Source organism: Methylobacterium sp. GXS13, assembly GCF_001455965.1.
GTDB lineage: Bacteria > Pseudomonadota > Alphaproteobacteria > Rhizobiales > Beijerinckiaceae > Methylobacterium.
The window spans coordinates 1-12509 of the sequence record NZ_LKKO01000091.1 but is presented as its reverse complement, the minus strand read 5'-3'; the positions used below and the strand labels follow the sequence as shown (position 1 = coordinate 12509).

At 64.4% G+C, this 12509-nt stretch carries 13 protein-coding genes and 2 tRNA genes; 10 read left to right on the top strand and 5 right to left on the bottom strand.

Translation table 11 applies throughout. From position 1 onward, the window contains the following. Positions 1-19 precede the first annotated feature (19 nt). Positions 20-265 carry a hypothetical protein gene (locus tag AO398_RS25505; RefSeq protein WP_058194962.1) on the top strand — a complete coding sequence of 82 codons (246 nt, stop codon included), beginning with the start codon at positions 20-22 and terminating at the stop codon, positions 263-265. Then, a complete protein-coding gene (locus tag AO398_RS25500; protein ID WP_152997655.1) occupies positions 255-2762 on the top strand; it encodes a phage tail tip lysozyme in 2508 nt (835 codons plus the stop codon). Before AO398_RS25505 ends, AO398_RS25500 begins: the two co-directional genes overlap by 11 nt. An 11-nt stretch (positions 2763-2773) precedes the next feature. Here the strand turns inward: AO398_RS25500 and AO398_RS29555 are convergent, their stop codons facing one another. After that, positions 2774-3157: a hypothetical protein gene (locus tag AO398_RS29555; protein ID WP_082643447.1), complete on the bottom strand. Its 384-nt coding sequence runs from the start codon at positions 3155-3157 to the stop codon at positions 2774-2776. A gap of 874 nt (positions 3158-4031) precedes the next feature. Between AO398_RS29555 and AO398_RS25495 the strand changes: the two genes are divergently transcribed. After that, complete coding sequence (locus tag AO398_RS25495) at positions 4032-4220, top strand: hypothetical protein (RefSeq protein WP_058194960.1); 189 nt, start codon at positions 4032-4034, stop codon at positions 4218-4220. Positions 4221-4584: 364 nt separating this feature from the next. After that, complete coding sequence (locus tag AO398_RS28600) at positions 4585-5907, top strand: ATP-binding protein (protein WP_152997654.1); 1323 nt, start codon at positions 4585-4587, stop codon at positions 5905-5907. Positions 5908-6018: 111 nt separating this feature from the next. On the opposite strand, the gene AO398_RS25490 is transcribed toward AO398_RS28600, so the two are convergent. Further along, positions 6019-6094, bottom strand: a tRNA-Ile gene (locus AO398_RS25490). 42 nt (positions 6095-6136) lie between these two features. After that, the gene (locus tag AO398_RS25485; protein WP_058194959.1) at positions 6137-6370 is read right to left on the bottom strand and encodes a hypothetical protein; all 234 of its coding nucleotides are present in this window, start codon (positions 6368-6370) and stop codon (positions 6137-6139) included. Between the two features lie 384 nt (positions 6371-6754). Here AO398_RS25485 and AO398_RS25475 point away from each other — a divergent pair, with 384 nt between their 5' ends. The 4 genes from AO398_RS25475 to AO398_RS25460 are packed head-to-tail and all read left to right on the top strand — an operon-like array spanning position 6755 to position 8005. Continuing rightward, positions 6755-7162: a hypothetical protein gene (locus AO398_RS25475; RefSeq protein WP_058194957.1), complete on the top strand. Its 408-nt coding sequence runs from the start codon at positions 6755-6757 to the stop codon at positions 7160-7162. Continuing rightward, positions 7159-7374 carry a hypothetical protein gene (locus tag AO398_RS25470; RefSeq protein ID WP_152997653.1) on the top strand — a complete coding sequence of 72 codons (216 nt, stop codon included), beginning with the start codon at positions 7159-7161 and terminating at the stop codon, positions 7372-7374. Before AO398_RS25475 ends, AO398_RS25470 begins: the two co-directional genes overlap by 4 nt. Continuing rightward, positions 7374-7790, top strand: a complete 417-nt coding sequence (locus AO398_RS25465; protein WP_058194955.1) for a hypothetical protein — start codon at positions 7374-7376, stop codon at positions 7788-7790. Before AO398_RS25470 ends, AO398_RS25465 begins: the two co-directional genes overlap by 1 nt. Next, a complete protein-coding gene (locus AO398_RS25460) occupies positions 7781-8005 on the top strand; it encodes a hypothetical protein (protein WP_058194954.1) in 225 nt (74 codons plus the stop codon). The genes AO398_RS25465 and AO398_RS25460 overlap by 10 nt, the downstream gene beginning before the upstream one ends. Positions 8006-8128: 123 nt before the next feature. Here the strand turns inward: AO398_RS25460 and AO398_RS25455 are convergent. After that, positions 8129-8205, bottom strand: a tRNA-His gene (locus tag AO398_RS25455). Between the two features lie 153 nt (positions 8206-8358). On the opposite strand from AO398_RS25455, the gene AO398_RS25450 reads away from it, so the two are divergent. Then, positions 8359-10302, top strand: a complete 1944-nt coding sequence (locus AO398_RS25450) for a chloride channel protein (protein ID WP_244498888.1) — start codon at positions 8359-8361, stop codon at positions 10300-10302. Positions 10303-10403: 101 nt separating this feature from the next. Continuing rightward, a complete protein-coding gene (locus AO398_RS25445) occupies positions 10404-11495 on the top strand; it encodes a tartrate dehydrogenase (protein ID WP_058194953.1) in 1092 nt (363 codons plus the stop codon). Positions 11496-11664: 169 nt separating this feature from the next. On the opposite strand, the gene AO398_RS25440 is transcribed toward AO398_RS25445, so the two are convergent. Continuing rightward, on the bottom strand, positions 11665-12509 hold an 845-nt coding region (locus AO398_RS25440; protein WP_280139155.1), incomplete at its 5' end, for a transketolase C-terminal domain-containing protein.

Genomic DNA, 12509 nt, shown 5'->3' with positions numbered 1-12509 from the left:
GGGTGAAGGTGGCTTGCCCATGAATCGCGTCAGCAAGATCGCCGACTACCTGCTCAGCACCGGCATCGGCGACACCGAGGCGGCGTGGAAGGCCGAGGTGCTGGAGACGATCTGCCTGCGATGGCCGGACGCCACGGCGGGCGAACTAACCGCCGCCTTCGAGATCGTGATGCTGGAGACCGGCACCGCGCTGCTGCGAGCGACAACGGATCAACTGAATGCCGGCGCGCTGGCGCCCCACAGGAGCGACGCCGATGCCCGATGAAGTTCTGCGCATGCAGGCGGAGGTACAGGATCGATTTTCTGGACCTTTGAAGGCCCTCCGGGCTCAGTTGCTCGACACCAGCCGCCAAGGTGCTGCTCACGGCGAGGCTCTGGCGAAGGGTCTTAATAAGGCCGAGGCTGCCGCCCAGGCGACCGCAAACACCGCCAAAACCGTCCTGAACCCAGCCCTGGCCGCGATCGGCGTCACAGGCCTAGGCACGGGTGTGGCGGTGGCCGGCGTCGTGAACGCGCTGAACAGTTTGGGCAGCAGCTTGTCGAGCCTTGGGCAGCTCGGTCGTGAGACCGGTATGGCCGCCGATCAGCTGCGCGTGTTCCAGTCGGTGGCTGGCAAGTTCGGCGTGTCGGGCGACGCCTCCTCGGCTGCCGCAAAAACCTTCTCGCAGAACATGCGCGACATCCGCCGTGGTGTCGGCGAGACCATGGGCTTCCTGCAGTCGCAGAACCAAGTGGTGGCTCAGTTCGCGATCAAGCTCAAAGGCTCGAAGAACAACGACGAAGCCTTGAAGATGGCTGAGGAGTTCATGGAGCAGATCCCGAACGCGGTGGACCGGGGTCGCTTTGCGGAGAAGCTGTTCGGCAATATGGACCTAGGCCGGCTCGGCGATAAGCACCTCGGCGCGATCAGGGATCTGAACGCCAAGGCTGCAGAGAAGCTAGGGCCGCTCGATCCCAAGATGGTTGAGTCTGCTGAGCGGTACGAGCGGTCGCTAGCCGATCTTCGCTCGTCCATGTCCAAGATCGGCACGACCATCGCCTCTGAGCTGATGGTCCCGGCCGAGCGGTTCACGTCGTGGTTGGATGACCTCGCCAGCGGTAAGCGGGGTGACGTGACGAAGGCGCTCCGTGACGGCTTGCAGGACGTCAAAAGGGAGCTTGAGGCGATCAACTGGAAGCAGGCGGGCGACGACGCTGCGGCCTTCCTGAAGGAGAGCACCGCACTCGCTGGCTCCCTTGCCAAGGCGTTTCAGGAAGTCGCTGAGGTAATCCACTCGCTTCGCAGCGGCGACTACGCTGAAGCGCTCGCCCGTGCCGACAGCGCGTCAGGGCCGGTGCTGCCTGGCAAGGAAGCCGGAGCGGATGGCCCGTTGCGCCGTCGCCTCGCCCCTCGTCTCGGTGATGATGAGATTGCAGCTCAGCAGCGGGTGGACGATCTTCGCAAGCTCCGCGATGCATCCCGCGAGGCAGGCAACTACCTGATCGGCCGTACCCAACAGCGCATGGGCTTGATCGACAGCCCCGAGGCCGCACAGCAGAAGCTGGATGCGGCCGAGGCCGAGTTAAACCGCCTGAAAGCCCGCACGCCCGAGCAGCGCCAGAAGGACTACGAGCAATCGACCGAGCGGCTGCGCAAGTCGGTCGACAATCTGTCGGAGCAGTTGAAGACCAAGCAGGACGCCACGGCTCAAAAATCGAGCCTGGATGCCGATGGCTTGTTCGGTGACGCCCGGGTCCAGACGGCCTCGCTCGGCGGCGCTCGGATCTTCGGTGGGCCTGGTGGCACCGGTCCTATCCCGGAGGCCCAGCGCGACGCGGCGCGCGAGGCCTTCAGGAAGTACTTGATGAAGAAGGTCCCGGGCTACGACGGCGGGGCCATGGTTCCGACCGGGCCGGGCGGGCGGATCCCTGGCCTCGGCGACGGGACGCCTCGACTGCCTGGTGTCGGCGGCGGCTCGGCGCCGAGGGGTGACGGCAGCGGGACAGCCGGCTCGGCTCGCACCAGCCAGATGATGGGCTACGCGATGGATCAGCTCCGTCGGGAGGGCGTGCCGGAGGACAAGCTGCGGGAGGCTGCAGCGCACCTCGTCGGGCAGGCTACGATGGAATCAGGGCTGGATCCGAACAAGGTCCACGACGGTGGCACCGGCTACGGCATCTATGGTGCCCGCGATCCGAAGGGGTGGGGCAACTATCGGGGCGCTCGTCGTAGCGACATGGTGCGATGGCTTGAGGCCAACGGCTACGCCCGCAACTCGGCCGAGGGCCAGATGCGCGAGATGGCCCACAGCGCGATGTCGGGACGCTATCCCCGGACCCGCAGCATCCTGATGGGCGGCAGTTCCGGCAATCTCGACGGCGACACCAACGCCATCACCAAAGAGTTCGAGAGCCCGGCTATCATCAACCGGCGCTCGGATGCCGTCCGCAACGCTCTACGCGCCGGTCCTGATGCCGCTGCGGGTCGGCTGTCCGGCTTGCCACGTCCTGACGGTGCCCGAGCCGACGGTGACGCCTGGGCAGCCCGGGAGAAGGCCAGGAAGGCGTTCGAGGCGATGCAGAAGGGCGAGGGCCGCCTCGATGCCTCCGCCGGCCGTGCCGGTGTCGTGGGTGGCACGAAGGTCGAGGCGAACGGCAGCGTCAACGTCCTCGTTCAGAAGCCTGGGCCGGACACCAACGTTCGCACCTCAGCCTCCGGCAACCTGTTCAAGGACGTGGTGCTGAGCCGGGGCCGGACGATGGCGTCGGCTGGAGGGAGCTGACCTCCAGTCTCTTAGCGGCCGAACCTAGCCGGGAGCACCGACGGAGCGGGGCTCGACGCGTTGGACGCCGCGAATGAGGCTACGAAGCCGGCCAGGGAGCGGATATCATCCGGCTGACGCGGATCACGCGCGACCGCAGCAGCCTCCCGTTCTAGCCGAAGGTTACAAGCCTTCGAGGGCAGACCGACATCCGGTGTACAGGCATCGTGTCGGGCACAGGCTGCGTCCAAAGCGTCGATCGGCGGTAGCGGAGCATTGTTGCCCGGACCGCAGTAGTTGCCGTGGATGAGCAGTTTCGGCCCACCGTTGGCGGCCGGCTGTGCCAAGGATGGAGCGGCCCAGGAGGCGATGAGGAAGACGGGGGCGGCGAGGCTGATGACGGTGCGCGTCAACATGGTGGAGACCCTCCAGCACCCACGCCTCATAGTCTCAACGGCGACGACGGTGCGAGATATGGTTAATCCCCACACACCATCTCGCGGTGTGCTCCGGAGCACTACCCCTATTTGGATGACGCTCCACTCGCGCGGCTGACATCGCGACAGCTCGCCAACCTCTTCCGCGACATCGTGCAGAACCACGGGCGGCAGATGGCGAAGGCGGAGTGAGACCCTCCCATCATCCAAAAGGGTGAAGCGGATCAGCGTCGGCCGAGCCATGCATAGCGCTCGAAGCCCAATGACTACTTCTGCCCGCCCGGCTCACTGGCGAGGCGGGTTTCTTTGCTGCACTGCAGCACTACAACTGTGTGCGGCGCCCGTCTCAACAGCTGGCGCCATCAGAGCCTCGGACTCCGCGGTGACACCTTTGTCCGAGGCTGAAAGCCCGCCCGATCCAGCATCGTGGCGGGCTTTCCTACGTCAGCAGTTGCGGTATGGTCACCGTGATTTTTGATTCCCCGAGTTTGAGATCACAACCTTCAGCCCCGCCGGCCCAGCCGCGCGGGGCTTTCTTGTTGGCGCGAGGCATCCTTCAATTGGGGGATGCGACTCAGCTTCACGGACAGTTATTCGAGGGACTCCCAAGCTCAATGGCCACTTAGCCCGCCCGGTTCGCCGGCGCGGGCTTTTTCGTGTCGCGCTCCCGGTCCGGGACAGCGGTATCGAATTACCGGCACGCCCCGGTAACCGCCCGGCCTCATTTTGTCTCACGAGCCGCGTTGCGTATCGGCTCAATGAGGTGAGGCAATCGAGACCCATGCCGCCGCATAGCAAGCCGCTAGCTCCCATCGCGCGAGGCGAAAAAGCTGGCCGGCTTGCAACGAGCGAGATGATCAAAACGCTGAGCCCGGAGACAGGTAGCGTTGAGGGCATGGTGCGCCGGATCGAGCAGGTCGGGATCATTGTGGCCCGAGGGCATCAGGAAGCCGGCATGAAAGCTGCCGACGTCCAGGCATGGCACATTGGCTTCGAAGCGGGGATGCGCTCCGAACTCGGAGATTACATGCGCCGCTTTTGATCGGCCGACTTCCGCCTTACCCCGTGAACAGATCGGGGCGGGGGCGAGCGGATTATCAGCGCGGAGGCTGCGGCAGCTGAGCCTGTGCCCCACCGGCAGCGACGGCGAAGGCGAGGGCGGCGAGGGCTGTGCGGATGGCGGGAGGATAGCCGTCAGAATTGCCGTGTCGAGTCGGGGCTTGCTACGATGCTGCGCAGGCGCTGAAGCCTATCTTCAAAGGTCGGCGGCAGGCTGCGTAGATGGTGCTGGTGCTTTCGCTTCACCGTGCCGGGATCGATTGCCACTCGATCTAACAGGACAGCTTCCGATAAGGTCGAGTGCCACCCGCGCGAATTCCCCCTATCATCGAAGGCCGCCAGCGCCGATGCCCCTGCACATACCGGAGATCCCGTTTGCAAATTTCAACCCATCTCACAATCTTATTGCTGAGCATATTAAAAATAAGCACTATGTAGTATTTTCGGGAAAAAACAATTGCGGTAAGTCGCTGCTGCTTAAAGCTCTCTATGAATGCTATAGGACTGAGGCTGGCATTCTGCCGGTTAATAGGTTTGTGCATGGGACGAATCTCAACCCCACCGCTGGCGCTCCATCAGATTTGGGTGAAAAACCAAATTTGTCTTACCTCCGCGAAAGCACGAACGTTGACGGTATTTATTACGACTTGGGGCAATATCTGCGATTGATATCGGATGACCAGCGAAATCATATATTTGCCGTTTCTAATTACATTTTAGGATCTTCGTTTGAAATTCGAAAACATGATCCAAATAATTCGTTGTCAGATAATTTGGTTTTCATAGATGGGAAGCGCCTAGATCAAGCAAGCACAGGAAGCAGACTCATATTGCGAATTGTCTGCGATCTAGCTGATAAGAGGATCAATCGAATTGCTATTGATGAGCCGGAGCTCGGCCTTTCACCGGAAACTCAGCAAAAACTGTTTAAATTATTATCTGATAAATCAGTACGGAAAGGGTTCTTTCCACACCTTGAAGCGGTGATGATTGCTACGCACTCGCACATTTTCCTAGATCGGAATATTATATCAAATAACTACCGCATATCGCGCGTGGGAAATACAATAACGGTTGAGAATGTCTCTTCCTTGCAGCAACTTCAAGATCTTCAATTCAGATTTATAGGCGAAAGTCTGGAAAATTTTTGGCTGCCTTCAGCGATCGTTGTCGTCGAAGGCAAAACCGATCATGAGTTCCTGTCCGCGGCGATCAAGATAAGTTTTCCCCAGCATCGTGTTCTTGTTGTTGAGGCAAGAGGCGATGTAGTATCTCGCATAAGAGAATTGGGGCTTATGATCGGAGGACTGGCACGCAGTGCATATAGCGGAAGAACCCTAGTTGTTCTAGATAGTGTGCACAACAAGTCTAATTCAGAGCAGCTCGCAGCATTAGGAGTTAGTAGAGAAAACATCATAATATGGGAAAATAATGGAATAGAATATCTTTACCCTTCTGAATTCCTTGCTGAAAAGTTTATGTGTAGCTTAGATGAAGCGCAACGAATTGCGATATCTGGTAGCGACAATGTGGAAATGAACGGAATATCTATTCGAAAGAAGGATCTAGCTAGCGAGGCGGCGGCATATCTGACTGGAAGCACCGCTTTTCCACGCGAACTTTGTATAAAACTTTTCCAACGCATCGCTGGCATGCTAGAAGTTGCTTGATTTCTCTAGGTTAAATCGTTGCAGCTGCTCGCTCTGATCAGCGGCGCTTCCCGTCATTCGCCTTCACCTCAATGTAGATGGAGCGAGCGTCTCCAGGGATAGCTTGCTAGCTGGTGGGCCCGGCAGGACTAAAACCTGCAACCAGACCGTTATGAGCGGTCGGCTCTAACCATTAAGTTACAGGCCCCTCGCCGTTCTCCTCAATGAAGATGACGCCAGCGGATTCCAGTCAGAGATCGGGCACAGTCGCGTCGAGCCACTTCGCAGCTCCCAACAGTGTCGGGAATGCGTGCTGCCCGCGCTCGAACGGCGGCGGGAAGGGTGGGCTGTCCTCTAGCGTCTCAGCCATCCAGTCGCCCTCTCGGCCGTCCTCGGACACGTCTCGCACGAGGCTGCCGACGACCTTGCCGTCGAGAATGAGATCGAAGCTGCCCGGGGCGAGGCGCTGAAGGGTGTAGGGCATCAGGTTTCCAAAATGGACGCCGCGCCACGCGACATCAGCGCTGCAACGCTGGGCGAGAATGTCAGTTCGCCCCCTCAGGATCCTCGCGGTGCCTCACGTAGCCCTGGCCGGTGAGCCAGTCAGTGAGAGCGTACCGGATCGCCTCCGGACGGGTTGGCTTCGGATCAGGCTGATCGGCAATCCAAGCGTCGAGGGGGGCGACCTGTTCAGGCTGCACCCGCACTTGGATCTGAATGCCGGTCTGCTTCCCGCGGGTTCTACCCGTGCGCATGTGGTACCATAGTTGACGTGCCTCACGCCTAGTGGTACCACAATGACGGTCCGGCGGGAAGGTGGAAGCTCCCGCACCGGACCTGACCCCACCACTCTGTTGAGGAGAGCGGCATGGCTAGCCACGCCCATAGCACACGCACGCCCTTATTACCCCAGTCCGGCAACAAGGGTTTGAGCAGTTTTGCTCAGGCCAACCGCAGCTCGCGGCCCTTAGCAGGCCAGGGGCTCGGCCGGCAGCTGGGCCCCGTCTCCCGGGCCATTAAGGCCTGCCGTGAGACTGATCCGGCCGACCAGGCCATCGCCGAGATCCAGATCGGGCTGGCCAGCTTCTTCGCTGATGCCGACCGCCAGCGCGTCCGCGAGCTGCGCCGCCGGATCGCCGACCGTATCGAGGCGGACCTGGCCTTATTAGATGCGCTCGACGGCGACGCAGATTGCGAGCCCGAGGAGCCGGAAGCCTCGGCCACCGAGTGGACCGGCCGCGGCGCTCACCGCTTCAATGTCGGGAGGTCGTTATGAGCCGGCATCCCGCTTGGAACGCCATCGATAGGATGGAAAACGACACAACGGATCTGCGACGCTGGGCGAGCGTGCTTAACCGCATGGGCTGTTCCGGGGATCCTATCGACCCAGAGGACGTGTTCGTCATCAGCAAGGTCCTGTCGAAGATAGGCGAGCGCCTCGACACCAACCGCCGTGAGGCTTTCGACATGGTCAGAGGTAAGAACTAATGGCCGCCTCCACCCGCCGCGCCGCCCTCGCAGCCATCCTCGCCGCTCCGATCACAGGTGGGGCCGTCATGGCCCTCCCTTCCGGATCGCCCCTAGATCTGCGGCCGTCCGATCTGGCCCACGCTTGCGAGTGGGCTACCGCTCACTGGGCCGGCATATCCCCTCGTTGCCGAGCCGAGGATTGGGACGACGATAAGCTCGATGCAGAGATGGATCTGTACGATGCCGTCTGGGACCGCGCCTTAGCGGAGCCGTCTCTCAATCCCGCTGACCTGAAGGCCAAGGCCCGTCTCTGCCTTCAGGACTACCTGGCTCACACATTCCCGTTCACGGATCCGGCGATGAACAAGGCGCCGGACGACCTTGAGAGGATGGTGATCACGGTCCTGCAGGAGGTGATCGAGCTATGCACCTGATCAGCCCGATTATCACCGCGGTGGCGTGGTGGCAGATGCGGCGGGTTCGCCGTGCCGGTGACGACATGCGCCGGGCCAGGGAAGGCCTCCGCCAAGCGGATTACCTCGCCACCCGCGCTCTGCGGACCCTGATCGCCGTCGGTCAGGGCCCGATCCCGCGAACGCTCAGCGGCGTGCCGGCGATACCACCGATGCCGGTGCTGCTGAGCAACTGACAGGTTGTCGGTTGCTGGCGCTGCTGCGGCTCATGCCGTGCGGACAAAAGAAAACCAGGGGTCGCTGTTACCCTCAGCGTTACCCCTGGTCCACTTTCGAGCTGTCTAAAACCAGCTAAGTCTTGGTACCACCGCCCCGGCTCGAACGGGGGACCCCCAGATCCACAATCTGGTGCTCTAACCAACTGAGCTACGGCGGCACTGGCGGGCGGTGTATCGTGGGCTGCGGCAGTTTTCAACCCGATCCGTGCAGCTTGATGGGGTGTCGGTGGACGCAGGCCGGATTCGCTCCGTAAGGAGAGGATGAAACCATGCGGCGCCAGCCGGGGCGGGGCGGGGCGGAGGGGCGGAATGTGAGCGCGCGACAGCCGGCACCAGCCGCGACCGGAAGCCAGAATTCGGGTCAGGCCTCCGAGGCGGGAGCGGCCCATAACCCGGCCCGGAACGTTGCCCGGCCCGGCACGCGCTCCCGCGGGCGCTGGACCCGGTCTCGGATCCTCCTGGCCCCCGGGCGGTTGCGCAGCCTTGTCCGGCGCAGCGAAGGCGGTCTCGTCCTGCTGGCGACCTTGGTGGGATGCGTTGCCGGGTTGGCGGTGTCGGCCATGACCTGGGTGACGCAGGCTTTGCGCGAGACATTCTATCACCTTCCCGCGGGGACCCGGCTCAGCGCTGCCGACGCCGTGGCGCCGCCACTCCTACTGATCGGCCCCTGTCTCGGCGGCGCCCTGCTCGGGTTGCTGATCGTCGCGGCCAACTACATCCGCGGTCCGCGCAAGCGTCCGGCCATCGACCCGATCGAGGCGAATGCACTGCATGGCGGTCGGATGTCCCTGCGGGACAGCCTCTACCTCGCCCTCCAGAACGTGATCTCGAACGGCTCCGGCGCCTCCGTGGGACTGGAAGCCGGCTATACGCAGCTCGCGTCTGGCCTCGCCTCCCGGCTCGGGATCGCCTTCGAGGTGCGCCGGGGCGACCTGCGGACCCTGGTCGGGTGCGGGGCGGCCGGCGCCATCGCGGCGGGGTTCGGGGCGCCGCTCGCCGGGGCGTTCTACGCCTTCGAGCTGATCATCGGCACCTACTCGATCGCCACCCTGGCGCCGGTGGTCGTCGCGGCGCTCTGCGGCAACTTGGTCTCTCGCGCGCTGATCCACACGCAGCCGCTGGCCGACCTCGGCGACATGCAGGCGGTCACCACCTCGCACATCACCAGCCTGGAGATCCTGCCGAGCCTTGCCCTTGGGCTGCTCTGCGCCCTGCTCGGCATCCTGATCATGCGCGGCGTCACCCTGGTCGAGCGGCTGGTCCAGGCCTCCGGCCTGCCGCGGGCGGCCGGGCCCGCCTTGGGAGGGCTGTGCGTCGGTGCGCTGGCGCTGATCGCGACACCGCAGGTACTCTCGGGCGGCCACGGCGCCCTGCACATGCACTTCGCCGCCGAGGGCCAGGACCACGGCGTCGCGGTCCTGGCCGGGCTGTTCGCCGCCAAGGCGACCGCCACGGCGATCTCCATCGGATCCGGATTCCGCGGTGGCCTGTTCTTCGCCTCGCTGTTCCTCGGGGCGATCGCCGGCAAGCTGTTCGCCGTCGTGGCGCCGGAGTTCCTGCCCGCGATGGCAGGCTTCGGCCTCACGCCGCTGGCCTACGCGGTGATCGGCATGAGCGCGCTCGCCGTGGCGATCATCGGCGGCCCGCTGACCATGACGTTCCTGGCGCTGGAGGTCACTGGCAGCCTGCCGATCACCGGGGTGGTGCTGGCGGCGGTGATCGCCTCCTCGCTGACCGTGCGGAAGATCTTCGGCTACTCCTTCGCCACCTGGCGTTTTCACCTGCGCGGCGAGAGCATCCGCAGTCCCCACGATGTCGGCTGGATCCGCTCGCTGACCGTGGGCCGGCTGATGCGTCGGGATCCCGCCACCGTCGTGGTGGACACCCCGCTGCCGACCTTCTTGCGCGCCCACCCTCTGGGCTCGCCTTCCCGGGTCGTCGCCGTGGATGCGAAGGGCCGCTATGCCGGGATCGTGAACGTCCCCGAGGCGCATGCCGCCGCCCGGGACGCCGAGGCCGGCGCGGCGCCGGTTCTGGCCGACCTGCTGCACCATGCCGACCTGTTCCTGACGCCCGAGATGAACGCCAAGGACGCGGCTGCCACCTTCGACCGCAGCGAGAGCGAGGCGCTCGCCGTGGTCCAGAGCGCCGAGAGCCGCCAGGTCCTGGGGCTCCTTACCGAGAGCCACACGCTTAAGCGCTACAGCGAGGAATTGGACCGCCAGCGCCGGATGATGGCAGGCGAATCTGCGTGATTGTCAGGATGGGGTGTTGACCGCAGGAGCGCGTGCAACACCCTGGCACCGTGCAACCCAGGCCCGGTACGCAGCCCCCGACGCGACACCCGAGAGGATCCATGGCCGGTCAAGACAGCAGTTCGCAGCGCCGCTACCGCATCGCGGTGATTCCGGGCGACGGCATCGGCAAGGAGGTGGTGCCCGAGGGCGTGCGCGTGCTCGAGCAGGCGGCCAGGCGCCACGGCTTCGCGCTCCAGCTCGACTGGTTCGATTTCGCGAGCTGCGACTATTACGAGCAGCACGGCCGGATGATGCCGGAGGACTGGAAGCCGCAGATCGAGACGCACGACGCGATCTATTTCGGCGCCGTCGGGATGCCGGAGCGCGTGCCCGACCACATCTCCCTGTGGGGCTCGCTGATCCTGTTCCGGCGGGAATTCGACCAGTACGCCAACCTGCGCCCGGTGCGGCTGATGCCCGGGGTGAAGTGCCCGCTGGCCGACCGCAAGCCCGGCGATATCGACTTCTGGGTGGTCCGGGAGAACACCGAGGGCGAGTACTCGAATGCCGGCGGCCGGATGTTCGCCGGCACCGACCGGGAATTCGCCCTGCAGGAGACGATCATGACCCGCCACGGGGTCGACCGGATCCTGAAATTCGCCTTCGAGCTCGCCCAGACCCGGCCGAAGAAGCACCTGACCTCGGCCACGAAGTCGAACGGCATCTCGATCACGATGCCGTACTGGGACGAGCGCGTGAAGGCGGTGGCCGAGGGCTATCCGGATGTGCGGTGGGACCAATACCACATCGACATCCTGACCGCGCATTTCGTGCTGAACCCGGACCGGTTCGACGTGGTCGTTGCCTCGAACCTGTTCGGCGACATCCTGTCGGATCTGGGCCCCGCCTGCACGGGGACGATCGGCATCGCGCCGTCCGGCAACATCAACCCGGAGCGGGTGCACCCTTCCGTGTTCGAGCCGGTCCACGGCTCCGCCCCCGACATCGCCGGCCAGGGCATCGCCAACCCGATCGGCCAGATCTGGTCGGGCGCGATGATGCTGGAGCATCTCGGCGAGCACGAAGCCGCCCGCGAGATCGTCAGCGGGATCGAGCGGGTGCTGTCCGAGCGGACGCTGCGCACGCGCGACCTCGGCGGCAATGCCGACACGCAGGCCTGCGGGAAGGCCGTGGCAGAGGCGTTGGGGTAGCTTCCCCGACCTCCCATCCACCCCTCATCCTGAGGAGCCGGCACCAGCGGGCCTCGAAGGAGCCTGCCAGGGATCGCAAGAAAGCTGGCAGGCTCCTTCGAGGGCTACGCTGCGCGTCGCCGCCTCAGGTTGAGGGACTTGGGTTGGACGGTCGTCGCGATCAAAATGATCAGCGCGGGCGGCGGCGGACGCTCACCACGTTGCTCGCCTGCTCGACCTGACCGGAGGAAGCCGGCAGCGTCGCGAGCGCGGTCTTGACGATGGTGGCGGCGTCGAGCCCGGCCTCGGCGTACATCTTCTCCGGGCTGTCGTGGTCCTGGTAGGTGTCCGGCAGCGTCAGCGTCCGCACACGCACCCGGCCCGCATCCAGCGCGCCCTGCTCGGACAGCAGGTGCAGCACCATCGCCCCGAACCCGCCGCGTGAGCCCTCCTCGATGGTGATCAGCACCTCGTGGCTCTGCGCCAGCTCCAGGATCAGCGCCTCGTCGAGCGGCTTGGCGAAGCGCGCATCCGCCACGGTCATCGCCACGCCCTGCTCGGACAGCGCATCCGCCGCCTTCAGGGCCTCGGACAGCCGCGTGCCGAGGCTGAGGATCGCCACCCGGGCCTCCGGGTCCTGGCGCACCATCCGGCCCTTGCCGATCGCCAGCACCTCGCCTCGCTCCGGCAGCTCGACGCCGACGCCCTCGCCGCGCGGATAGCGCAGCGCGATCGGGCCGCTGTCATGCGCGTGCGCGGTCGCCACCATGTGCACCAGCTCGGCCTCGTCGGCCGCCGCCATCACGGTCATGTTCGGCAGGCAGCACAGATACGCCAGATCGAACGCCCCGGCATGCGTCGCCCCGTCGGCGCCGACCAGCCCGGCCCGGTCCAGGCAGAACCGCACGGGCAGGTTCTGCAGCGCCACGTCGTGCACGACCTGGTCGTAGGCCCGCTGCAGGAAGGTCGAGTAGATCGCCACGAACGGCCGGTAGCCCTCCGTCGCCAACCCGCCCGCGAACGTCACCGCGTGCT

What these genes read in the sequence shown, in the direction of transcription:
- AO398_RS25505 (WP_058194962.1), top strand. Translation starts at nt 20, where the DNA reads ATGAATCGCGTCAGCAAGATCGCCGACTACCTGCTCAGCACCGGCATC.
- AO398_RS25500 (WP_152997655.1), top strand. Translation starts at nt 255, where the DNA reads ATGCCCGATGAAGTTCTGCGCATGCAGGCGGAGGTACAGGATCGATTT.
- AO398_RS29555 (WP_082643447.1), bottom strand. Translation starts at nt 3,157, where the DNA reads ATGTTGACGCGCACCGTCATCAGCCTCGCCGCCCCCGTCTTCCTCATC.
- AO398_RS25495 (WP_058194960.1), top strand. Translation starts at nt 4,032, where the DNA reads ATGATCAAAACGCTGAGCCCGGAGACAGGTAGCGTTGAGGGCATGGTG.
- AO398_RS28600 (WP_152997654.1), top strand. Translation starts at nt 4,585, where the DNA reads ATGCCCCTGCACATACCGGAGATCCCGTTTGCAAATTTCAACCCATCT.
- AO398_RS25485 (WP_058194959.1), bottom strand. Translation starts at nt 6,370, where the DNA reads ATGCCCTACACCCTTCAGCGCCTCGCCCCGGGCAGCTTCGATCTCATT.
- AO398_RS25475 (WP_058194957.1), top strand. Translation starts at nt 6,755, where the DNA reads ATGGCTAGCCACGCCCATAGCACACGCACGCCCTTATTACCCCAGTCC.
- AO398_RS25470 (WP_152997653.1), top strand. Translation starts at nt 7,159, where the DNA reads ATGAGCCGGCATCCCGCTTGGAACGCCATCGATAGGATGGAAAACGAC.
- AO398_RS25465 (WP_058194955.1), top strand. Translation starts at nt 7,374, where the DNA reads ATGGCCGCCTCCACCCGCCGCGCCGCCCTCGCAGCCATCCTCGCCGCT.
- AO398_RS25460 (WP_058194954.1), top strand. Translation starts at nt 7,781, where the DNA reads ATGCACCTGATCAGCCCGATTATCACCGCGGTGGCGTGGTGGCAGATG.
- AO398_RS25445 (WP_058194953.1), top strand. Translation starts at nt 10,404, where the DNA reads ATGGCCGGTCAAGACAGCAGTTCGCAGCGCCGCTACCGCATCGCGGTG.